Below are 22,914 nucleotides of genomic sequence, written 5' to 3'. Positions count from 1 at the left end.
GCAGATAATTAAACTTTTTCACCGATATTCGTTCTAATTTGACATTATATTCAAACACCCGTTTTTCCATGACGTACCTTAATCGATTTTTCAGGCACGCGTTGTTAAATACGCTTCCTATATTGCTGTTTCTCACGATTGCCATAGATGTGCAGGGGCAGTATTTCGGGCAGAATAAGATGCGGTATAAATCGCTTAATTTCAGTGTATATGAGACCCCGCACTTTAACCTGCACTACTACTTGGAAAACGATACGTTGGTTAGATGGCTGGCCAAGGAAAGTGAAGTATGGTACGAATTGCATCAACAGGTCTTCCGCGATACATTTCTGCGTAAGAACCCGATAATTTTATACGCTAACCATCCCGAATTTCAGCAAACTACCACGGTGCAGGGAGAAATAGGTGTGGGAACCGGAGGTGTTACGGAAGCGTTCAAAACCCGCGTGGTAATGCCGGTGATGCAGATCAACCATCAAACGAGGCACGTGCTCGGTCACGAATTGGTTCACGCTTTCCAGTACCGGGTGCTGATGGAAGGTGGCGACTCTACTCGGCTGGAAAACATCGGTAATATTCCATTGTGGATGGTAGAGGGGATGGCTGAATATTTTTCTATTGGCAAGAAAGATGCGTTTACGGCCATGTGGATGCGTGATGCCTACCTTAATAATGATATCCCGTCGTTGCGGGCCATGACCGAAAACATGAACAGGTATTTCCCTTACCGTTTCGGACAAGCGTTCTGGTCGTACATCGGATCCACGTACGGCGATACGGTAATTATGCCATTATTCAAGGCGACGGCAATGTATGGCTATGAAATGGGTATTAGGCGCGTATTCGGCTATGATTCGCAGACGCTTTCCAATCTATGGAAGAATAGCATGATCAATGCCTACCGCAACCTACCGGTAGACACCGCAAACGCACCAGTGGGTCGTTCTATTATTAATAGTACGAATTCCGGTCGGATGAATGTGTCGCCGGCGATTTCGCCGGATGGTAAATACGTGGCTTTCCTTTCGGAAAGAGACCTGTTTAGCATCGATTTGTTTCTGGCCGATGCACAAACCGGCGAGGTGATCCGGAAGCTTTCCAGTAAGCTAACCAATTCAGATATTGATGAATTCAGCTTCCTTGAGTCGGCTGGTGCATTCTCACCGGATAGCCGGAAGTTCGCATTCAGCATTTTCAGCAAGGGGAAGAGTAAACTGATGGTCGTTGATGTTTCCAATGGAAAAACACTTTTGGTGGAGGCTATGGGCGACATCTCGGAGTTTGCTAACATCACGTGGGCACCAGATGGAGAAACCGTGGCATTTTCGGGCCTGAAGAATGGCTATAGCGATATATACCTATATAACCTCAAGACGAAAGCGCTGACACAACTTACCGACGATTGGTATTCCGATTTTCAGCCCAGCTTTTCGCACGATGGGCGTTTGGTGGTATTCAGCACAGACCGTGTGTCACTTCAATCGGATTCCCGTAGTGTGGATATTCCCATGAATATAGCGGTATTGGACATTTCTACGGGAGAAATTACCAATCTGAACGTATTCCAGGGTGCGAACAATCTTAATCCGCAGTTTTCGACGGACGATAGCCATATATACTTTCTCTCTAATGGTGATGGGTTCCGGAACATGTATCGTTATGCGATGGCAGGGGGTAAAGTTGAGCGGATGACGCAATATTTCACCGGAATCAGCGGGATTACGGAATATTCACCTGCATTGAGTCTTTCGGCGAACGATGACGTGGTGTATTCTTACTACCGGCGCAATGAGTATAGCGTATATAACGCCAAAATAAGTGATTTCGAGCCGGTGGAGGTAGACCCCTATGTGGTTAATTTTGATGCAGCGATGTTACCGCCGCCGGAAAACTTGGGTGTGGACGTGGTAAATGCGAACCTGAATAACTTTAATTTGTTCCAGCGCATCGATAGCAACCAGATTGCATCGGTGTCTTATAAACCCAACTTTAAGTTGGATTATTTGGCAAACAGTGGGATGGGATTGGCCGTAGGTAGCCGCTATGGAGCGGGTATAGCTAGTGGTATTCAGGGGATGTTTTCTGATATCCTAGGCCATAATCAAATTTTTGCTGCATTATCCATAAACGGTGAAATCTATGATTTTGGAGGGCAAGTAGCCTATATTAATCAGAAAAGCCGGATTAACTGGGGGGGCGCCATATCGCATATTCCGTATATGTCGGGCTTTTCGATGTATGATGTCAGGGATGTGGGCAGCGGCGATGAGCCGATTCTGGACACCTATATCATCCGCACATTCCAACAGCAGGCTGAAGCGTTCGGGGCCTATCCCTTTTCACGGAATCACCGTTTTGAGGTAGGCGGGGCGATTGCCCGCTATAGCTATCGTGTGGACAGGTGGTGGCAGAGTTATTATTACGGTTATGGAGGCCGTGATAAGATATCGACTGAAGAGGCAAGCCAAGTGTTTGGAGGGAGTTTTAATGCATTCACCATTCAACAGGTAAACACATCCTTTGTTGGTGATAATGCGGTTTTCGGTATTGCGGCGCCGTTGCAGGGCTACCGCTACCGCGTAGGTGCAGAACAGTATTTCGGTGATTACAACTTCACCGCTTATACCTTTGATTTGCGTAAGTATAATCGGTATAAACCAGTAACTGTAGCGGCTAGGGCATATACTTATATGCGTGCGGGCCAACATGAAAATGCATTGTATCCACTGTTTTTGGGTTACCCGCATTTGATACGGGGATATGAGAGCTCCTCGTTCCGAAACAGTACCGGAAGCTTCAATTTCAATAGCCTAATGGGTACGCGGATCGCAGTGGTAAACCTCGAATTACGGCTACCGTTTACGGGACCCGAAAAGCTGGCGGTTATCCGTTCCGGTATGTTGTTCTCCGATTTGAACCTGTTTTTCGATGCCGGTTTGGCCTGGGATAGTGATTCGAAGGTCGCGTTCCGGAGTACCCCTCGGCTCATTGATTCTCAACCGAATCCGAATGACCCCAGTTTGCCGGCTATCGAAACTTACGAACGAATCCCCGCGCTGAGCGCAGGCGTTTCGTTGCGGGTAAATCTTTTCGGCGCGATGATTCTGGAGCCTTATTATGCATTTCCGTTCCAACGGTCCGATGTGCAATTCGGCACGTTTGGCCTCAACTTCGCGCCCGGCTGGTAAAAGCCGATAATTCCCTCCGATCTGACCAATTGGGGGGCGTTAGGCTCGTTTTCGCGTGTGGAACGCCCAAATCCAGCCAATTTGGATTATACCTCCGTATTAAACGCTCTTTCTGCATGCGTGTATAATGGCTCAACTCCGTGAATCTGCGCAACGCATCTGCATTGTCGGTAAAGCTTTCATGATAGACCAACCGGGATACGTTAGAATAGGAGTCGAAGAAAAGTGAGGTAAGCTCGCGGTACGTGTTCGCTGCCTTTTGGAGGTCGTCCGTCATCCCCACATGAAGGCAGTTGCGGTTGCTATCGGTCAGGATATAGATGTAGTTATTCATACTGTGGAAAAATTATTCGTACTTTAATTTCTGCGTTTCGCGAAAAGTTACTAACTTTATTGGCACAATAATACTAATTAATTTAGTGAATGCAAATTTATTTTTACTTTTATGGCTAACATTGCTAACAATCTTAAATATCTCCGTAAGAAAAAGCGGCTTACCCAGCAGCAATTTGCAGATGAGATGGGTATAAAACGGGCATCCGTGGGTGCTTACGAAGAGAAGCGCGCCGAACCTAAGTATGAGTTGCTAAAGAAAATTGCTGACTTTTACAATTTGACAATGGATGAGTTGGCCAATGACGAAATCAACGACAAGTGGAAACCCACGGCGCGGGGCAACGCCGCCAGTGTGCGCGTGCTCAGTATAACCGTGGATGGCGACGACAAGGAAAATATTGAACTGGTCCCAGTAAAGGCCAGTGCAGGGTATCTGAATGGTTATGCAGATCCGGAGTACATTGCAGAATTGCCGAAATTCAGCTTGCCGATGTTCAGGCAGGGCACTTATAGGGCTTTCGAGATCAAGGGTGACTCGATGCTGCCGTTGCAACCGGGTAGTGTGGTTATTGCCGAGTATGTGGAAAATTGGAGCGAAATTAAACCCGGCCAAACGTATGTGGTTATCTCGAGAGATGAGGGGGTGGTTTACAAGCGGATTGCTTTTAAGTACAAGGAAGAGAAAGGACTGAAGCTGGTGTCGGACAACAAGAGCTATGAGCCGTATTGGGTTGCCGCCGATGATATTTTGGAGATATGGAAGGCAAAAGCGTATATCAGTACGCAGTTGCCTGAGCCTGCCCCCGAACCCACCATGGAAACATTGACAGCGATGATGACCCAGATGCAAAAAACCATCAGCACGGTAGTGGAAAAAAGGTGAAAAACGAATGGTGCGGGATTTTTGAATTTTAAAGATTTTATTTATCTTTGCATCATCTTGAGAAAGAGGGGACAGCTGTAGTCCCCTTTTTTCATGGTTAGTAGTTTGTAAGCGCGTGGCACATTCAATAGAAGACAAAGTTAGTGCGTTGGTTGAGGAGAAGATTGCCGACAGGGGCGACCTCTTTCTAGTAGGCGTGAAAATGCATTCAAACGGCACATTGGAAGTGCTCGTTGATGGCGATCAGGGCATCAGTATCCAAGATTGTGCGGCAATAAGCCGATACGTGGGGTTTCAGTTGGAAGAAAACGATGCAATTTCCCATGCCTACCGATTGGAGGTGTCGTCACCAGGCATCGAGCGGCCGTTGAGTATGGTGAGGCAATATCGCAAAAACATTGGCCGAAAGATACAGGTATCGCTGCAGGATGGTGTAACCAAAACGGGCAAATTACTGGAAGTGGCAGACAACGCGATTACCATCGTTGAAACAATAAAGGAGAAGGGAAGAAAAGCTGTTGAGCAACAGCAAACCATAGCCCTCGAAAACATCACAACAATAAAGGTGTTAATTTCATTTAAATAAAATGAGCAATAGTATCAATCTCATTGACTCTTTTCAGGAATTTAAAGAGTTCAAAAACATCGATCGGCCTACGGTCATCAGTGTGCTGGAGGAAGTTTTTCGTAGCATGATTCGCAGGAAATACGGTACGGACGAGAACTGCGATGTGATCGTCAACCCAGATAATGGTGACTTGGAGATTTGGCGTACCCGCGTAGTCGTGGAAGATGAGTTTTCCGAAGACGACGACTTGGAAATCGAGCTTGCCGAGGCCAGGAAATATGACCCGGATTTGGAGGTAGGCGATGATTATATTGAGGAGATTACGCTGGAAAGTTTCGGCCGTCGGGCTATTTTGGCTGCTCGGCAGACATTGGTTTCAAAAATATTGGAACTGGAGAAAGACGAAGTATTTAAAAAGTACAAGGATAGGGAAGGGGAGCTAATTACCGGCGAGGTGTACCAAATATGGAAAAAGGAAACATTGGTGCTCGATGACGAGGGTAACGAGTTGATTTTGCCGAAAACCGAGCAGATCCCGGCGGACTACTTTAAGAAAGGTGATACGATCCGGGCCGTTGTGGATAAGGTAGAGATGGCCAACGCCAACCCCCGTATCATCATTTCGCGTACCGCACCCGCATTTTTGCAGCGTCTTTTCGAATTGGAGGTTCCGGAGATATTTGACGGTTTGATCACCATTAAGAAAATTGTGCGTGAGCCAGGTGAGCGTGCGAAGGTCGCTGTGGAATCTTACGATGACCGGATTGACCCAGTAGGGGCCTGCGTGGGGATGAAAGGCTCGCGTATACATGGTATTGTGCGTGAACTCAGAAATGAAAATATCGACGTAATCAATTATACCAACAACACGCAGTTGTACATACAGCGGGCATTGAGCCCGGCACGTATTGGATCGATTAAGCTGGATGATGAGCGCATGACGGCGGCAGTGTACCTCAAATCAGACCAAGTATCCTTGGCTATCGGGCGTGGTGGGCATAACATCAAGCTTGCGGGCAAACTTACCGGCTATGAAATAGATGTGTATCGCGAGGCGGAGGAAGTGGAAGAAGATGTCGATATCGAAGAATTCGCTGATGAAATTGACGGATGGATTATCGACGAACTGAAGCGCGTGGGACTGGATACGGCGAAATCAGTGCTGGCACTTTCGGTTGATGACTTGGTAAGGCGTACCGATTTGGAGGAAAACACCATCAACGAAATCATACACGTGTTGGAAGCCGAGTTTGAATAGCGTGGGCAGAGCGTCCGCATTGGGGGCCACGCTTTTTTAATTCATTGCCAATAAACGCTTAAAAAAGTATACTTTTGTATAGCACAAAAACGAGAGGTAAATAAATTAGATGTCAGAAGGTAAGCGCATAACATTGCTGAAAGCAGCAAAAGAACTGAACATTGGTATAGGTACCGCTGTGGATTTTTTAGCCAAAAGTGGTTATGAAGTCGAACCCAAGCCAGCAACCAAGCTGGACAGCGAGACCTACGATGTGCTGTTAAGGGAGTTTCAGGGTGACAAGATTGTGAAGGAGGAGGCCAACCAAATTATCATTGGCAAAATTCGCCGCGAAGAGTCGCCCGTTGAAACGGTTGTGCCCAAACCGAAACGGGAAAGCGAAGCCGAGGAAATTTTGATTAAGAATACAGGTTCGTTTATACCGGAAGAGCGGCAGGAGGTTGAAGCCCCCACTCCGGATAAAGAACAGGAAAAGCCTGTTGAACCGACCGTGGCCAATGAAGAACCCCATCACACAGGAATGAAGATTGTTGGCAAAATTGATTTGTCGAACCTGAGGAAAGGGGGCAAGGCCCAGCCGAAAACTGTCAAAGAAGAAGAACCGAAACAAGACGTTGATGAATCAGTGCCTCAGGAAGCGGTGGTGGAACCGGTGGCTATCGACAAACCGGTTGAACAACCGGAAGAGGATAAGCCGGTAGTGAAGCCCGTTGAAGAAGCGCCTGTAGTTCCTGTGCCGCAACAACCGGCGCAACCCGAGGCTGCGAAAGTAGAAGCTCCCAAACCCCAACCCCAAAGTGAAGTCATCCGGGCTCGCGCCCAGCGACTAACGGGACCTAACGTTGTTGGGCGCATTGATTTACCTAAGCACCAGCCGAAGGATAAGCCGGTAGCCTCGTCTAGTGCGGCAGGAGCGGGAGCTCACGACCAGAAACGTAAACGTAAACGTAAAGATAAACCGACGCAACGCCCGGGAACACATACTGCGGGCGCGGGTCAGCAAGGTGGAGGGAAAGGACGGCCAGATTTCAGAGGTAAGCCTCGCCAGGGCGCTGAAAACCGGGAGGAACCGTCAGAAAAGGAAATCCAAGACCAAATTAAAGCCACACTAGCGCGTCTGAGTGGTGCTGGCAAGTCCAGTAAGTTTGCCCAGCGTGCAAAACTCCGTCGCCAAAAACGGGATGACATCGCCCATTCGGCGGAAGAAGCCGCGCTGGAACAGGAGATGATGTCTAAGGTGTTGAAGGTTACCGAGTTTGTGACAGCCAACGACCTGGCAAATATGATGGGTGTACAAGTGACGCAGATTATTGCCACATGCATGAGCTTGGGCCTATTTGTTTCCATAAACCAACGCTTGGACGCAGAAACAATTGCCATCGTAGCTGATGAGTTCGGCTACGAAATTGAGTTCGTGAAGCCAGAAGATGAAGAAAATACGGAGCTTGAAGAACCTGACAACCCGGAAAGTTTGGTGCCGCGAGCACCGATTGTTACGGTTATGGGCCACGTGGATCATGGTAAGACATCGCTGCTTGACTATGTGCGAAAAACCAACGTAATAGGGGGCGAAGCAGGGGGAATAACCCAACACATAGGCGCCTATGAGGTGACGCTTGACGACGGCCGTAAATTGACATTTCTAGATACGCCGGGCCACGAGGCATTTACTGCCATGCGTGCGCGGGGAGCACAGGTAACCGATATTGCGATTATCGTGATTGCAGCGGATGACAGTGTGATGCCGCAGACCAAGGAGGCCATTAACCACGCCCAAGCGGCAGGCGTACCAATCGTATTTGCGTTCACGAAAATTGACAAGCCCGGTGCAAATACCGATAGGATCCGTGAACAGCTCTCCACGATGAACATTTTAGTCGAAGACTGGGGGGGTAAATACCAATGTCAAGAAATATCTGGTAAGACCGGGCAGAACGTGGATTTGTTGCTTGACAAGGTATTGCTCGAAGCCGAGCTACTAGACCTGAAAGCCGATCCCAAGAAACGTGCAGTGGGCTCCGTAATCGAAGCGAGCCTTGATAAAGGCCGGGGTATAGTTACAACGGTACTCATACAGGCGGGTGTACTCCGCGTAGGTGCACCGATATTGGCAGGTTCCCACAGCGGTAAGGTGAAAGCCCTTTACAATGAGCGGGGGCAGCGCGTAACCGAAGCGGGGCCATCAACGCCCGTGCAGATGCTGGGTATGTCTGGCGCACCTACAGCGGGAGATAAATTTTATGAAATGGAAAGCGAGTCCGACGCTCGCCAAGTAGCCAACAAACGACTGCAGTTGCAACGTGAACAGGGACTACGTACGCAAAAGCACATTACGCTCGACGAAATCGGTAGGCGACTGGCTATAGGGAATTTCAAAGAACTGAATATCATTGTCAAAGGTGATGTCGACGGTTCTATCGAAGCATTGTCCGACTCATTGCTGAAGTTGTCAACAGAAGAAATACAGGTTAACGTTATCCATAAGTCGGTTGGCCAGATATCGGAGTCGGACGTGCTGCTTGCGTCAGCATCCGATGCGATTATCATCGGCTTCCAAGTGAGGCCGTCAACAGGGGCGCGTAAGCTCGCTGAACAGGAGCAGATCGATATCCGTTTGTATTCGATTATATACGATGCGATCGAAGAGGTCAAGGCCGCAATGGAAGGCATGTTGGAACCGAAATTTGAAGAGAAGATCGTTGCTAATGTGGAAATCCGTGAGACCTTCAAAATCAGTAAGGTCGGTACAATTGCTGGCTGTATGGTGCTTGATGGCAAAATCAATCGAAACCACAGCATCCGGATTATCCGCGACGGCGTGGTCGTATACTCAGGGCATCTTGCGTCGCTCAAGCGCTTCAAAGATGATGTCAAAGAGGTAGCTGCAGGTTATGAGTGTGGTTTAAATATCCAGAATTTCAATGATATCAAAGTGGGCGATATCATTGAGGCCTATGAACAGGTGGAAGTGAAACGCAAGCTTTAACAATCTCCCCATGTGGACGAATATCATTAAATGGCCGTCGTAATGAGGTACTAAAGATTGCAGCCCGGTTTTTCCTAACCGGGCTGCGCCTTTTGTTAATCAACTACGGATATAAACATTTAATGATTTTGTTCCATGAACACAATAATTGAACCTTTTCGGATCAAATCGGTTGAGCCGATTTACTTTTCTTCTCGGAATGAACGTACCGATATTTTAAAGCACGCATATTATAATCCGTTTTTAATCAAGGCCCGGGATGTCATTATCGACTTGCTGACAGATAGCGGCACGAGTGCCATGAGTGGTGAGCAATGGGCAGGAGTGATGCGCGGGGACGAAAGCTACGCTGGCAGTGATAGTTTTTTTCGTTTCGAGAAGGTCGTTAACGAAATTACCGGCATGCCATTTATCATTCCCACGCACCAAGGAAGAGCGTCTGAGCGAATCTTATTTTCCATAACCGGGGGCGATGGCAAATATGTATTAAGTAATACGCTGTTTGACACGACCCGCGCCAATGTGGAATTTTCCGGAGCAGAGGGTATAGACCTTCGATGTGCGGAAAGTAACGACCCGGACGCCCCGGCACCCTTTAAGGGCAATATGGATGCCGCCGCACTGCAAACATTCGTTGAGCAGCACGGCGCCGCGCGTGTGTCGCTGGTCATATTAACGGTCACCAACAATTCGGGCGGAGGTCAGCCAGTGAGCATGGCCAATATAAAAGAGGTATCGTCGATTTGCAGGGCTTGTCGGATACCGCTATTTATCGATGCCTGTCGATTCGCTGAAAATGCCTATTTCATTAAGCAGAGGGAACGAGGGTATGGAATGAAAAGTGTGTTCCAAATAGCACGAGAAATGTTCTCCTATGCAGATGGCTGTATGATGAGCGCAAAGAAAGATGCGTTTGCCAATATTGGTGGATTCCTGGCCGTGTGGGATGAGCAATTAGCCGAAAAGTGCCGGAATCTACTGATTATCACTGAGGGTTTCCCTACTTATGGGGGGCTTGCCGGTCGCGACTTGGAGGCGATTGCCATCGGGTTGCGTGAGGTGATGGACGAACAATATTTGAGGTATCGGATAAGAAGCATCCAATATATCGGTGAGAAGCTCGATACCTTCGGTATTCCCTATGTAAAACCAACCGGAGGCCATGCCCTGTACCTGAACGCCGGTCGCTTCATGGACCATATACCCGTGCATCAATACCCTGGCCAGGCACTCTGCAATTCGCTGTACTTAGAGGGAGGAATACGAGGTGTAGAAATTGGCTCCGTGATGTTCGGCAAATATGCAGCGGATGGAAACCTCCTGTCGCCGCCCATGGAGCTTGTACGGCTAGCTATACCCCGAAGGGTGTATACCCAAAGTCACATCGATTACGTCGCTGAAGTCATTGCCGAAGTCTATAAAAAAAGACGGAAGTTCCGAGGGTACAGACTCACATATGAACCGCCGATGCTCCGACATTTTACCGCTAGGTTTGAGCCCATTATATGACATCGAATACGATTGAATAAAAAGTTTTCCACATGTTCAAAAGCGTTGCCGTAGTGTAAATGATACACTAAAACGGTGGGTTTTAGCCTTATGACATCAAGAACGAGTGACTAAGGGACAGCGGTGATGAACGAAATTAATCACCGAATTTTTGGATTTACGTAAAAAGGAAGTAAATTCAGCCACCATTTTTTTTGATTATAGTTGAAATGACTGTTAAACCAATTTTTTTTTCGAGCATATTTTTGCTCAATTTTGCCGTAGCTCAAGAAGATTTCAAACCCTATACGCAGCAGATTGAGGGTACGACACTCAGTTTCACCATGCAGCCGATACCGGCTGGGGAGTTTGCGATGGGAAGCTCGGATGGTAACCCTGATGAGCAGCCTGTACATCAAGTAAAGATAGCACCCTTTTGGATGGGGACGTATGAGGTAACTTGGGATATATACGAACCATTTGTTTACAAAGACCTCGAAATGACACGTAGTGGCGGGAAAGTGGCACCTGAAGTGGATGCGGTGACCAGACCGACCAAACCTTATTTGGATATGACCTTTGGTATGGGCAAGGATGGGCATCCCGCCTTGGCTATGACCCATTACAACGCGATTCAGTTTTGTAAATGGTTGTATGTACATACGGGTGTTTTTTACCGGTTGCCTACGGAAGCTGAATGGGAATACGCTTGCCGTGCAGGAAGTACCACTTCCTATCATTTCGGGGATAAAGTGTCCGAGTTGGATGATTATGCATGGTACGCAGCTAATAGCGAAAGCAAAACACACGCCGTGGGCCAGAAAAAACCCAATGCATGGGGGCTTTATGATATGCATGGAAATGTAGCGGAGTGGACATACGACCAATACATTGCTGACTTCTATCAACAGTTTAAAGGCATCACCGCCGACAATCCTGTGGCGATACCGGAGAAACTGTACCCACACAGCATCCGAGGTGGCTCGTTTATGGATGATGAGCAACATTTGCGCTCCGCGTCGCGTACACCCTCAGATCCTTCCTGGAAACAACTTGATCCCCAGATTCCGAAAAGCAACTGGTGGTTTCCCGAGGCTCCTTTTATCGGCTTGCGATTGGTTAGGCCCTTGAACCCACCCTCTGAGGCGGAAATTATGGCCTACTTCGATCGACTGCCGATAGAAGATTATTGATTTTCACGTAACCATATTTTTTTATTAACCATTTAGATAAACTAAAACAGATGGATAAAACAAGTTTGGGCGGGCAACGCCGGGAATTTTTGAAAACATCAGCCCTGTTGGCAGGTGGAGCAATGTTAAGTGGCGCGCCATTTACCGGTGTGCATGCAAGTGTAGACGACACCATCAAGGTGGCCCTAATAGGATGTGGCGGGCGCGGCACTGGCGCTGCGTTTGATGCGATAGCGTCTGGCGCGAATATCAAGATTGTAGCGATGGCAGATGCTTTCCGCGACCCGTTGGATGACGCATATGGTAAATTATCGGCACGTCATTCGGATAAGCTCGACGTGCCAGAAGACCGTAAATTTGTAGGATTTGATGCTTATAAGCAGGCCATTCCACTGGCTGATGTTGTCCTATTGGCTACTTCGCCTGGTTTCAGGCCCATCCATTTCGAAGAAGCTGTGCGCCAGGGAAAACACGTCTTTATGGAAAAACCGGTTGCAGTAGATGTTCCCGGTATCCGAAAAGTGCTCGCTGCTGCCGAAGAGGCTAAAAAGAAGAAGCTGAATGTGGTCGTAGGCCTTCAACGGCGTTACCAAGCCGTTTACAGGGAAACTATAAAACGGATCCAGGACGGAGCAATCGGTGATATCGTGTCAGGACAGGTGTACTGGAACAGTGGCGGTGTATGGGTGCGCGCACGCACGCCCGAGCAAACGGAAATGGAATACCAGATGCGTAATTGGTACTATTTCAACTGGCTTTGTGGCGATCACATTGTAGAGCAACATGTTCATCAGATTGATGTAGCCAACTGGGTGAAAGGAGGCCATCCGGTGTCGATTCAAGGTACCGGTAGCCGCGCCTGGCGTACCGGCAAAGAACACGGTGAGATTTATGACAACCACGCAGTGGAATTAACCTATGCAGACGGGTCGGTGATTTATAGCCAATGCCGGCATTTTGAAGGAACATCTAACCGCGTGGATGAAACCTTTCAGGGCACCAAAGGTAGGGTATACCTATCGGCATCAAATGACGGCATTTTGTGGGACCACAAAGGTAACAAGTTGTACACGCATCCCAAACAAGGTAACGCAAATCCGTATCAGCATGAACATGTGGAATTGTTTGATGCAATTGCCAAGGGAGAGTACAAGTTTGAAGACGCCGAATACGGTGCGCACAGTACGCTTACCGGTATTATCGGCAGGCTAGCCACTTACTCGGGCCAAGTGATTAAATGGGACGATGCGTTGAAATCCAACGTTAGTTTGATGCCTGAGCGGCTTGCTTGGGATGCATTGCCGAAAGTACTTCCCGATGAAAATGGCTTGTATCCGTACGCAATACCCGGGCAAACCGCGGTGTTGTAGTGTCGGGTCTGAAAGGTAGGGGTGTATTGTCTGCTATCATCACCTGTTGGTTTGTATCAACAGGTGGTGCTGGTGATTCCGCTTTAAAGCGTTACCAATTGACTGGCTATGCCCAGGGTACTACGTATGCGGTTACCTATTACGCCAGCGAACAGGTGGTTTCAAAGGCATCCATTGATAGCGTTTTGTCGGTGATTGATAGCTCGATGTCGCTGTATAAACCCTACTCGTTGATTAATAAAGTAAATGATGCCGAGGGAACATTACCGATAACAGACGAGCATTTTTATCGGGTGCTTCGGCGGTCATTTGAAATATATCGACACAGCGATGGCCTGTTCGATATAACTGTGGCACCGCTGGTGCAGCTTTGGGGATTCGGGGTGGAAACGCAGGATCATTTGCCCGACAGCGCTGCCGTAAACGAAGTGATGGATTGTGTAGGTATGGAAAAGGTCAAACTCAGGGGGCGGCGATTGATAAAAAAACAGCCATGTGTGAAACTGGACATGAACGGAATTGCCCAGGGGTATAGCGTGGATGTATTGGCCGATCATTTGGAAACCCACGGCATTACGTGTTACCTTGTGGAGTTGGGCGGGGAACTGCGTGTGCGAGGACCGAAACCAGACGGCACGCCTTTCCGTGTAGGGATTGAACGCCCCGTACAACCGGAAGGAGAAGGCACCGTGATTGACCATGTGGTGGAGATACAAGAAGGTGCAATAACAACGGCGGGCAGTTATAGAAAATTCTTGCAGGATGGAGATAGACGTGTATCCCATCACATAAACCCAAAAACGGGGTATCCATTTGCCACTGGCATCATAAGCGCAACGGTTTATAGTAAAGATGCGATGACGGCAGATGGATATGATAACGTGATTATGGCAATGTCTGTAGCAGATGCCATAACGTTCGTAAACCGGTTTAAGGGAATGGAGGTATTTATTATCTATAAGAATGAGCATGGGTCGGTACGGGATACCATGAGTTTTGGGTTTAGTCAATTAATAGCCAAAGATAATTAGCAATAACTAACAACATGAAGAGAAGTCAATTTGTAAGGAACTCGCTGCTGGCAACGGGAGCTGTAATCGGCGGTGGCTTATCACCAGCCTTTTCTAACGTAAACACCAAGCCTCAACAGACAGGGCCATTTAATCTCAACTACGGACCCCACCAAGGTCAATTTGAGAACCATGCGGGCAAAGACATGCTCGATCAGATTCAGTTTGCTTACGACCATGGGTTCCGTAGCATCGAAGATAACGGTTTCTCAGGCCGGTCGGTAGATGAGCAGGAACGTATAGGCAGTCTCCTCGCCAAGCTAGGCATGACCATGGGGGTGTTTGTACTGGACAAAGGGGGGAACGGGGCGAATACATTAGCCGCGGGCAACCAGGAATATGTCGATGTTTTTCTGAAAGGCTGCCGGCAGGCCGTAGAACTCGCAAAGCGATGTGGTGGTAAGTTTACCACGGTAGTGCCGGGTGATTTTGCGCGAAATCTGCCTCTAGACATCCAAACGGCGAACGTTATCGAAGCGTTGCGGCGGGGTGCGGAAATACTCGAACCCCATGGTATCACGATGGTACTGGAGCCATTAAGCGATACACCGAATCTTTTTCTGCGTAATTCGGCACAGACGTATCTCATTTGTAAAGGAGTGAATAGCCCGTCGTGCAAAATACTCTACGACATCTACCACATGCAGCGGAACGAAGGTGATCTGATAGCGAGCATGGAGCGTTGTTGGGAAGAAATTGCCTATATTCAAGTGGGCGATAATCCCGGAAGAAGAGAGCCAACCACCGGCGAAATCAACTACAAAAATGTTTTCAAATACATTTATGATAAAGGATATCGTGGCGTCGTGGGCATGGAACACGGCAAATCAGAAGGAGGCAAGGAAGGTGAAGTAAAATTGATGGCAGCCTACCGCGAGGTGGATAATTTTCTGAGTTAAGAGGTAAACGGCCAATGAGATGGCTTTAGTTACAAGAATCAAGCTTTCTTTCATGATGTTCCTCGAGTTTTTCATCTGGGGAGCATGGTTTGTTACGTTGGGCAATTTCCTGCCGCAAAATTTGGACGCATCGGGATATGAGATAGCCAATGTGTTTTCTACCCAATCGTGGGGAGCGATTATTGCACCTTTTATCATCGGTTTGATTGCGGATAGGTATTTCAATGCCGAGCGTATTCTTGGCGTACTGCATTTGCTGGGAGCGATATTGATGTATCAAATGTATAGCGCTGCGAGTGTTGGTCAATTCTATCCGTATGTGTTTGCCTACATGATTGCCTACATGCCTACACTGGCGCTTGTCAATTCCGTTTCATTCAGACAATTGGCCAATCCCGAAAAATCATTTTCCGGCATTCGCGTTTGGGGTACCATCGGCTGGATTGTTGCGGGGCTCACCATAAGCTTCCTTGGTTGGGATTCCGAGGGCGGAATCCAGGAAGGGCTGCTAAGGAATACGTTCCTGATGGCCAGTGTTGCCTCACTGGTACTGGGGGTATTCAGCTTTACGTTGCCAAAGACACCCCCCGTTGGAAGATCGGGTGAACAGCAGCGTACACTTTCGGAAGTATTGGGGTTGGATGCGATCAAACTATTGGGTAATCGTAATTACCTCGTATTCTTCATCGCTTCGGTATTGATTTGTATACCCCTTGCCTTTTATTACCAGAATGCGAATTTATTCTTATCGGAAACTGGCTTACCAAACCCGACGGGCAAAATGGCCATCGGTCAGGTGTCGGAAGCATTTTTTCTGTTGTTGTTGCCAGTGTTGTTTGTCCGCATCGGGTTCAAGAACACCATCATGCTGGGTATGCTGGCGTGGGCGATTCGCTACTTACTATTTGCGTATGGCAACGCTGGTGAGCTGGCCTACATGCTGATTATTGGCATCGCGTTGCATGGTATATGCTATGATTTCTTCTTTGTTTCCGGTCAGATTTATACCGATGCGAAAGCAGGACATAAGTATAAAAGCTCAGCCCAGGGACTGATTACGTTGGCGACATATGGTGTGGGGCAGTTAATCGGCTTTTGGGTAGCTGGATTTATCAGTGAATACTACAAGGAAAACCCAACGGGCGACCCGCTATGGCAAAATATTTGGCTCGTACCAGCGGGAATTGCCGCAGTGGTGTTATTTTTATTTGCTGTCTTTTTTAAGGATGAGAAAGCATCGGTTGCTGAACAGCCCGTGGTGACGCCATAAATTTTGAAACCGAGATATAAATGATATGGACACCCAGGGCAATAATTATTTACATCGAGCGCTCATCAGCAAATGAAACCTGCATGAGCTGCCGCTCAAAAAAGGATATGCATAAAATAGCTCATGCAAGCTTCATCGTCCTTTAAAAACAATTTATTCGGATAAAAAATGAAACAAAAAGACGAAAAATGCCGTCATTAGTAGTACCTTTAAATAACTAAGCAAACTAGAGTAATATAACTAAACAACACGATAACAAGCTATGGCAGATAATGTATATGATGCGATCGTGATCGGATCAGGGGTCAGCGGTGGCTGGGCTGCGAAAGAACTAACCCAAAAGGGCCTCAAGACCATTATGTTGGAGCGTGGCCGCAATGTGGAGCATGTGAAGGACTACCCGGCAGCGACCAAGCACCCATGGGAATTCCCCCATCGTGGCGGCCGTACGCAACAGATGATCGAAGATTACCCTGTATTAAGTAGGGATTATCCGTTGAACGAGAAAAATCTTGATTTTTGGGTGGATGAAAAGGAGAGCCCTTACGTAGAAGTAAAGCGTTTCGATTGGTACCGCGGTTACCATGTAGGGGGGCGCTCGTTGATGTGGGGGCGCCAAAGCTATCGGCACAGCGACCTCGATTTCGAGGCGAATCTGACGGACGGGCATGGGGTGGATTGGCCAATCCGGTATAAGGATATCGCGCCTTGGTACAGCTATGCTGAGAAATGGGCTGGCATCAGCGGCAACAAGGATGGACTGGATATATTGCCGGACGGTGATTTTCTTCCGCCCATGGAAATGAATGTTGTCGAAAAAGATCTGGCTGCCCGCATCAAGTCGCACTATAACGGCAAACGGCATTTCATCATGGGACGGGTAGCTAATCTGACCAAACCTCATGAAGGCCGTATGAATTGCCAATACCAGAACCAGTGCTGGCTAGGCTGTAATTTCGGGGCATACTTCAGCACGCAGTCATCTACCTTGCCGCCGGCAGTCGCCACAGGCAACCTTACGTTGCGCCCGTTTTCCATCGTGACGCGTATCCTCTATGATAAGGATACCAAGCGGGCAAAAGGCGTGGAGATATTGGACGCAGAGACGAACCAGACCTATGAGTATTTTGCAAAAGTTGTGTTCGTATGCGCTTCAGCCTTTAATTCAACGTGGGTTTTGATGAACTCAGCAACCGATGTGTGGGAAGGTGGATTAGGTAGCAGCAGCGGTGAGCTTGGCCATAACGCCATGGACCATCATTTTCGTTGCGGTGCTGGCGGAAGGGTTGAAGGGTATGAGGACAAATACTACTTCGGGCGCCGGGCTAACGGACTGTATATCCCGCGTTATCGGAACGTGGGTAATGACAAGCGGGATTACGTGCGCGGGTTTGGCTACCAAGGATCGGCGAGCCGGGGCCGCTGGAGCGGCGAAATAGCCGAGATGAGCATTGGTGGGGAATGGAAGGACGCCATGTGTGAGCCTGGATCGTGGTCCGTAGGTTTTACCGCGTTCGGTGAAATACTGCCGTACCATGAAAATAGGATATTCCTTGACAAAGACGTGAAAGATAAGTGGGGACTACCTGTATTGGCCATGGATATGGAAATCAAAGAAAACGAACTGAAGATGCGTAAGGACATGATGGAAGATTGCCAGGAAATGCTTGAGGCGGCGGGTGTGAAAGATGTCTATACATACGATAACGGATACGGTTTCGGTCAAGGTATCCATGAAATGGGTACGGCACGGATGGGAAGGGATCCGAAAACGTCGGTGCTGAATGGAAACAACCAAGTCTGGGATGCGCTGAATGTATTTGTTACCGATGGTGCGTGCATGACTTCTGGAGCGTGTGTGAATCCTTCACTTACCTACATGGCGTTGACCGCCCGTGCGGTTGATTTTGCCACATCGGAAATGAAAAAGGGCAACCTGTGAAACACGCAGGTACTGCAAAATGTTAACCTTAAAAGAAATAGCAATGAATAGAAGAGAAGCATTGGCGCGGGTTGCCTGGATAATGGGAGGTGCGGTTGTGGGTGCCAATCTATTTTTGGAAGGATGCACCCGGGAGGCGGCCAAGAATGTAGAGAGCCTTTTTGAACCGGGTACAGTTGACCTCCTCGGTGATATCGCAGATACTATTTTACCTCCCACAAGCAGCCCCGGTGCAAAAGAAGCCGGTGTGGGCGCATTTATCCCGGTAATGGTGAAAGATTGTTATGCCCAGGATGACCAAAAAACGTTTGTAGATGGGCTTGTAAAGTTGGAAGATGCTGCCAAGGAAAAATTTGGGCGTAAATTCCAGGAACTTGATCCCAATGAACGTACCGAGTTGTTGGCGGCAATCGATAAGCAAGCTAAAGATCACCAGCGAAATAAAACTGGAGAGGATCCCAACCATTATTTCCACCTGTTCAAGCAACTTACGTTACTTGGCTTTTTTACCTCCGAATTGGGTGCCACAAAGGCACTGCGGTATGTCCAGGTTCCTGGTAGATACGATGGAGACTATCCCTACAAAAAAGGCGATAAAGCGTGGGCAACATAGTGTTTTTTTATCGAATTATTGTGATTTCGGGCGAATTTGCGTAGTATTGTTCTATTCAAATGAACAATATGGCAACGGTTGAGTTAATACCTAAAGAGGATATCCCGAAGTATACATTGGCGCGTGCATCGGAGGATCATGTATCGGAATTACGCCAGAAATTGCGGGGTGCTTTGCGTTTAGGCAATGAGTTTAAATCCAAGGCGACGATTACATTTCAAACGGTTGACGGTCCTAAGCGCGTGGAAACGACCGTGTGGACACTCACGGATGACGCGTTGCAGATTAAGAACGGTGTCGTGTTGCCTTTGGGTAGCCTCTTAGATATCGATTACTGAGCGAGACGGTCGCGTTGACATGAACACATGAACATACATTATTTCCAACACGTACCTTACGAGGGGTTAGGCCATATTCAGGTATGGGCAGAAGAACAGCGCCATCAGCTTTCTCCCACTCGCTTTTTCGATGAATCATGGCAGTTACCGAATTTGGACGAAATTGATGCCTTGATTGTTCTGGGCGGTCCGATGAGTGTGTTCGATGAGGCGAAATACAGCTGGTTGGAAGAAGAAAAGCAATTTATTAAAGCGGCAATCGATTCGGGGAAGAAACTCCTCGGGATTTGCTTGGGAGCCCAGTTGCTGGCTAATGTGATCGGGGCGGCCGTAAAGCCAGCGCCGAATAAAGAAATAGGGTGGTTTCCGGTGAACGCCACCGAAGAATCAAAAGTGCTACCCTGGTTTTTTGAACTTTTTTCCGAGAATCCGACGGTATTCCACTGGCATGCCGACAAATTTGAGATACCCTACGGCGCCATCAACTTGGCATCATCGGAAGCCAACAAAAACCAAGCTTTTGCTATCGGCGATCAAGTGCTAGCTTTGCAATTCCATGTCGAAATGACACATGATGACATTCAAGTATTGTTAGAAAATGCGCGCGCCGACATTGTGCCGGGCAATTTCGTACAGCCGGAGACCGCGCTGATAAATGACGCGGCACTAGTTGAAAGCAGGCAATTGTGTGACAGCCTGCTAGCCCATTTTTTCCATTGATTTTACGGTTTTCCAAAAAGCACAATTCATTCCACTGTGTTGAATGCTATGTGACGACGCAGCGCACGTTGTCGTTCGTACACATTTTTCTGCCGTTTACATGCATTGATTTTCGATTACCTGTTTGACCAATTACCTTTGATCCCCATAAGGATTAAACAAACAGGGAACGTACCTACTATTTGCAGCATGGGAAGTAACTTAGCAAACGTTAAGCACAATATATTCTTGACCTATTGTCACGAGGTAGTGGGCGTTGCGATGAAATGGCTGGTGAAACAGCATTTTCCGATGTCCGCTATTGGCGAAGCCCAGAATTTCCAGGAGACACTTAGTGATTTGCCAAAGAAAAATTATGATTTAGTGGTACTCGACGCTGAGATTGCGGATAATACCCACCTGCTGGGTGCGGTGCAGCATATCAAATCGGTTAGCCCATTGACCCGGATATTGATTTTCTCGGAGTTGGATGAAGCGGTGTATGGCCCAAAATACCTGGCTTTCGGGACCAATGGATTTTTAGCAAAGAACGCTGATGTAGACGACATCGTGCTTGCTATTGAGACTGCGTTAAGTGGGGGAGTCTTCTACGGTGAGCGAGATAAGGGGGAACCTGCCTCTCGACAACAAGCCACCATGCCAGAGATGGCTCATCGCCTATCGTCACGGGAGTGCCAAATTGCCGATTTGCTTGTTAAAGGGACGTCGTTGTCGCAAATCGGCAAATTGACGAACCTAAAGGAAACAACCATTAGTACCTATAAAAAACGGATATTTCAGAAGGTCGGTGTAAAAACCCTGTCAGACCTAATTGCGGTTTGGGAAATCTATAAGTAACGTTTTAAGCATTTTCCATCTTATTCCCCGTTTCAAGCTTCTTGTAGCACAATTGCTACACAAAACTCCGTTCACATACATTTTCATGTCGTTTGTGTACACCGGATTGGTGACTGCGCAACAATTCGTTCTCTTTGTATGCCAGACCAAGGTCGGTGACCTTGGAAAAGCAAGTTAATTACATCTATTAATTTACAATTTGAACATGAATTTGGGGTTTAACCAAGCAACGGCAAGTCCGATGTATCATCGGTCACCAAAAAATGAAAGGGTTATTCGGAACGCTCACTACCTATCAGAAGTTTTCTCTGGCTTGATTTCAATGTACTATTATGAATAGCAGACTTTTACTTGGCATTTTCAAGAAGACAGCACTTTTTGTTTTACTACTAACGTTGTTTGGCGGAATGTATGGCTTCGCTCAAACATCCGGTTATGGTGATTTCATTTTTTTGGAGACTTTCGGCCAAGCCGATCCGAGCGACCCGAGTTTACATGAATTCCATCCGGCGAGTAGGAATTATATCAATAGTGATTTAAATACGGGGATTGATGTTTATTTTAAGACACAGCCGTTACCTTACATCAATAGTTTGCTTTTTTACATCCCTTCCAACCCACCTGATCAGTATCAGGTACCAGGAGGGACACCTAATGACAGACTTCTGCATCAAAACAATTGGGGACCGCAATATAGGGACAACGGCCAAGTTGGATCTTATTCCGTTGTGACCAATTCGCGCGGATATCGAGACAGCTATTTTCATGTTGGACTAGATCACACACCGAATGATGGTGAGTTGGGGTATATGCTTTTGGTCGACGCTTACTCCACGACGGGTCTTTATTTTGAAAGAGATATAGAGGGGTTGTGCGCAGGTACCAAGTTCGAGTTCTCGGCCTGGATTAAAGATGTTAATACTGAAGGGAGTATCCAACCTCGTGTACGATTCGAGGTGTTCAGTGTAGAGTCGAATGGATCTTTGGGCATTAGTCTATTAGACCATGTCAGTGAGTCGAACTATCCTGTAAATGAATGGCGCGAACAAAAGGCAGAGTTTGTGATGCCTCATTCGATAGATAAGATACGTCTTCGTATTTCAAATGCAATAAATGAACAACAAGGCAACGACATCGCGATCGACGATATCGGCTTCCGACCGATGGGACCGGGCTTGGAATTTGTCGTAAGTCCCCAAATGCCAGTATGTTCGGACGACAACGTGACTTTTACCGCAAAAGTGACCCAAGCCAGCGAAGCTTATCCCTTGAATCACTTCATCTTGCAACGTCGTGCAGCAGGTTCAACCGGAGCATGGGAGAAAGTAGGTGAAGAGGATGAATATGAAACGAGTACAGGAATTGGTGAAGTCCATTTTATCGTGGACGATGGTGCTGCCTACAACAATTACGAATATCGCGTAGTCGTTGCTGGAGACCTCGGTACGCTTAATGAGGAAAAATGCCGTGCTGTTTCGGAGCCGATTTTATTACAGCTAGACAATCATCTGCCCGAACTATCGGTAGAAGGCGGCAGTTCAATGATTTGTGTGAATGACGTCGTTGAATTGACCACGGCTGTGTCGGGAAGTGTCGGTGATAATCCGAACTATACCTATGTATGGGAAAAATCGATCGACCAAACGACGTGGGAGGTAGTTGCCGGAGCATCGGGCGCTACCTTGAATTCCGGCGCGTTGGCGCGGACGACATACTATCGGGTTACTGCATATGTTGGTGGTGTAGATGGATGTCCGGGAGCCGGTGCTTCTGATGTTTTTGAAGTTACGGTCAATCCACTGCCCGTGCTTACCATCACGAATCCCACTGTTGTCTGCGCGCCCGGTTCTGTCGATCTGACGGCATCGGCTGTCACTTCGGGTTCCGAGCTCCACGGCGGATCGCTGAGCTACTGGGCGGATGCGGCTGGCACGGTTTCGCTTTCCGGCGCCGAT

Annotated in this window: 18 protein-coding genes; 17 read left to right on the top strand and 1 reads right to left on the bottom strand. The window is 47.8% G+C overall.

The features are described 5' to 3' along the window. Window positions 1–68 precede the first annotated feature (68 nt). On the top strand, window positions 69–3,188 hold the full coding sequence (locus tag VNQ80_RS15305; protein WP_325640195.1) for a tolB protein precursor: 3,120 nt from the start codon (window positions 69–71) through the stop codon (window positions 3,186–3,188). Here VNQ80_RS15305 and VNQ80_RS15300 read toward each other — a convergent pair. Further along, the gene (locus VNQ80_RS15300; RefSeq protein WP_325640193.1) at window positions 3,166–3,522 is read right to left on the bottom strand and encodes a GIY-YIG nuclease family protein; all 357 of its coding nucleotides are present in this window, start codon (window positions 3,520–3,522) and stop codon (window positions 3,166–3,168) included. The two genes, VNQ80_RS15305 and VNQ80_RS15300, sit on opposite strands and share 23 nt — an antisense overlap. Window positions 3,523–3,633: 111 nt before the next feature. Between VNQ80_RS15300 and VNQ80_RS15295 the strand changes: the two genes are divergently transcribed. From VNQ80_RS15295 to VNQ80_RS15220, 16 genes are all read left to right on the top strand, one after another. Continuing rightward, window positions 3,634–4,407 carry a LexA family transcriptional regulator gene (locus VNQ80_RS15295; protein WP_325640191.1) on the top strand — a complete coding sequence of 258 codons (774 nt, stop codon included), beginning with the start codon at window positions 3,634–3,636 and terminating at the stop codon, window positions 4,405–4,407. A 115-nt stretch (window positions 4,408–4,522) separates the two neighbouring features. Then, window positions 4,523–4,993 carry a ribosome assembly cofactor RimP gene (gene rimP / locus VNQ80_RS15290; RefSeq protein WP_325640187.1) on the top strand — a complete coding sequence of 157 codons (471 nt, stop codon included), beginning with the start codon at window positions 4,523–4,525 and terminating at the stop codon, window positions 4,991–4,993. Between the two features lies 1 nt (window position 4,994). Continuing rightward, complete coding sequence (gene nusA / locus VNQ80_RS15285; protein ID WP_325640185.1) at window positions 4,995–6,233, top strand: transcription termination factor NusA; 1,239 nt, start codon at window positions 4,995–4,997, stop codon at window positions 6,231–6,233. A gap of 109 nt (window positions 6,234–6,342) precedes the next feature. Further along, window positions 6,343–9,219 (top strand): translation initiation factor IF-2, encoded by a 2,877-nt coding sequence (gene infB / locus VNQ80_RS15280; RefSeq protein ID WP_325640183.1) that lies wholly within the window; start codon window positions 6,343–6,345, stop codon window positions 9,217–9,219. A 135-nt stretch (window positions 9,220–9,354) separates the two neighbouring features. Next, window positions 9,355–10,728: a tryptophanase gene (locus tag VNQ80_RS15275; RefSeq protein WP_325640181.1), complete on the top strand. Its 1,374-nt coding sequence runs from the start codon at window positions 9,355–9,357 to the stop codon at window positions 10,726–10,728. A gap of 209 nt (window positions 10,729–10,937) precedes the next feature. Beyond that, window positions 10,938–11,900 carry a formylglycine-generating enzyme family protein gene (locus tag VNQ80_RS15270; protein ID WP_325640179.1) on the top strand — a complete coding sequence of 321 codons (963 nt, stop codon included), beginning with the start codon at window positions 10,938–10,940 and terminating at the stop codon, window positions 11,898–11,900. Between the two features lie 50 nt (window positions 11,901–11,950). Next, entirely contained in the window at window positions 11,951–13,270 is a 1,320-nt protein-coding gene (locus tag VNQ80_RS15265; RefSeq protein WP_325640177.1) for a Gfo/Idh/MocA family oxidoreductase, read from the top strand. Next, window positions 13,270–14,301, top strand: coding sequence for an FAD:protein FMN transferase (locus tag VNQ80_RS15260; RefSeq protein WP_325640175.1), 1,032 nt, complete (start codon window positions 13,270–13,272; stop codon window positions 14,299–14,301). Before VNQ80_RS15265 ends, VNQ80_RS15260 begins: the two co-directional genes overlap by 1 nt. A 14-nt stretch (window positions 14,302–14,315) precedes the next feature. After that, window positions 14,316–15,239, top strand: coding sequence for a hydroxypyruvate isomerase family protein (locus VNQ80_RS15255; protein WP_325640173.1), 924 nt, complete (start codon window positions 14,316–14,318; stop codon window positions 15,237–15,239). 19 nt (window positions 15,240–15,258) lie between these two features. Continuing rightward, the gene (locus VNQ80_RS15250) at window positions 15,259–16,509 is read left to right on the top strand and encodes a nucleoside permease (RefSeq protein WP_325640171.1); all 1,251 of its coding nucleotides are present in this window, start codon (window positions 15,259–15,261) and stop codon (window positions 16,507–16,509) included. Between the two features lie 262 nt (window positions 16,510–16,771). Continuing rightward, window positions 16,772–18,451: a GMC family oxidoreductase gene (locus VNQ80_RS15245; RefSeq protein WP_325640168.1), complete on the top strand. Its 1,680-nt coding sequence runs from the start codon at window positions 16,772–16,774 to the stop codon at window positions 18,449–18,451. Window positions 18,452–18,494: 43 nt separating this feature from the next. Continuing rightward, window positions 18,495–19,064 (top strand): gluconate 2-dehydrogenase subunit 3 family protein, encoded by a 570-nt coding sequence (locus VNQ80_RS15240; protein ID WP_325640166.1) that lies wholly within the window; start codon window positions 18,495–18,497, stop codon window positions 19,062–19,064. 68 nt (window positions 19,065–19,132) lie between these two features. Beyond that, entirely contained in the window at window positions 19,133–19,402 is a 270-nt protein-coding gene (locus VNQ80_RS15235; RefSeq protein WP_325640164.1) for a hypothetical protein, read from the top strand. A 27-nt stretch (window positions 19,403–19,429) separates the two neighbouring features. Next, the gene (locus VNQ80_RS15230; protein ID WP_325640162.1) at window positions 19,430–20,122 is read left to right on the top strand and encodes a type 1 glutamine amidotransferase; all 693 of its coding nucleotides are present in this window, start codon (window positions 19,430–19,432) and stop codon (window positions 20,120–20,122) included. A gap of 189 nt (window positions 20,123–20,311) precedes the next feature. Beyond that, a complete protein-coding gene (locus VNQ80_RS15225; protein WP_325640160.1) occupies window positions 20,312–20,959 on the top strand; it encodes a response regulator transcription factor in 648 nt (215 codons plus the stop codon). Window positions 20,960–21,291: 332 nt separating this feature from the next. Continuing rightward, window positions 21,292–22,914: hypothetical protein (locus VNQ80_RS15220; protein ID WP_325640158.1), on the top strand; the 1,623-nt coding region annotated here is incomplete at its 3' end.

Source organism: Parapedobacter sp., assembly GCF_035556095.1.
In the GTDB taxonomy this organism is placed as follows: domain Bacteria; phylum Bacteroidota; class Bacteroidia; order Sphingobacteriales; family Sphingobacteriaceae; genus Parapedobacter.
The sequence above is the reverse complement of the archived record's forward strand: the minus strand, read 5'-3'. Positions and strand labels throughout refer to the sequence as shown.

What these genes read in the sequence shown, in the direction of transcription:
- VNQ80_RS15255 (WP_325640173.1), top strand. Translation starts at nt 14,316, where the DNA reads ATGAAGAGAAGTCAATTTGTAAGGAACTCGCTGCTGGCAACGGGAGCT.
- VNQ80_RS15240 (WP_325640166.1), top strand. Translation starts at nt 18,495, where the DNA reads ATGAATAGAAGAGAAGCATTGGCGCGGGTTGCCTGGATAATGGGAGGT.
- VNQ80_RS15250 (WP_325640171.1), top strand. Translation starts at nt 15,259, where the DNA reads ATGGCTTTAGTTACAAGAATCAAGCTTTCTTTCATGATGTTCCTCGAG.
- VNQ80_RS15275 (WP_325640181.1), top strand. Translation starts at nt 9,355, where the DNA reads ATGAACACAATAATTGAACCTTTTCGGATCAAATCGGTTGAGCCGATT.
- VNQ80_RS15235 (WP_325640164.1), top strand. Translation starts at nt 19,133, where the DNA reads ATGGCAACGGTTGAGTTAATACCTAAAGAGGATATCCCGAAGTATACA.
- VNQ80_RS15265 (WP_325640177.1), top strand. Translation starts at nt 11,951, where the DNA reads ATGGATAAAACAAGTTTGGGCGGGCAACGCCGGGAATTTTTGAAAACA.
- VNQ80_RS15305 (WP_325640195.1), top strand. Translation starts at nt 69, where the DNA reads ATGACGTACCTTAATCGATTTTTCAGGCACGCGTTGTTAAATACGCTT.
- nusA (WP_325640185.1), top strand. Translation starts at nt 4,995, where the DNA reads ATGAGCAATAGTATCAATCTCATTGACTCTTTTCAGGAATTTAAAGAG.
- VNQ80_RS15295 (WP_325640191.1), top strand. Translation starts at nt 3,634, where the DNA reads ATGGCTAACATTGCTAACAATCTTAAATATCTCCGTAAGAAAAAGCGG.
- VNQ80_RS15245 (WP_325640168.1), top strand. Translation starts at nt 16,772, where the DNA reads ATGGCAGATAATGTATATGATGCGATCGTGATCGGATCAGGGGTCAGC.
- infB (WP_325640183.1), top strand. Translation starts at nt 6,343, where the DNA reads ATGTCAGAAGGTAAGCGCATAACATTGCTGAAAGCAGCAAAAGAACTG.
- VNQ80_RS15230 (WP_325640162.1), top strand. Translation starts at nt 19,430, where the DNA reads ATGAACATACATTATTTCCAACACGTACCTTACGAGGGGTTAGGCCAT.
- VNQ80_RS15270 (WP_325640179.1), top strand. Translation starts at nt 10,938, where the DNA reads ATGACTGTTAAACCAATTTTTTTTTCGAGCATATTTTTGCTCAATTTT.
- VNQ80_RS15225 (WP_325640160.1), top strand. Translation starts at nt 20,312, where the DNA reads ATGGGAAGTAACTTAGCAAACGTTAAGCACAATATATTCTTGACCTAT.
- VNQ80_RS15300 (WP_325640193.1), bottom strand. Translation starts at nt 3,522, where the DNA reads ATGAATAACTACATCTATATCCTGACCGATAGCAACCGCAACTGCCTT.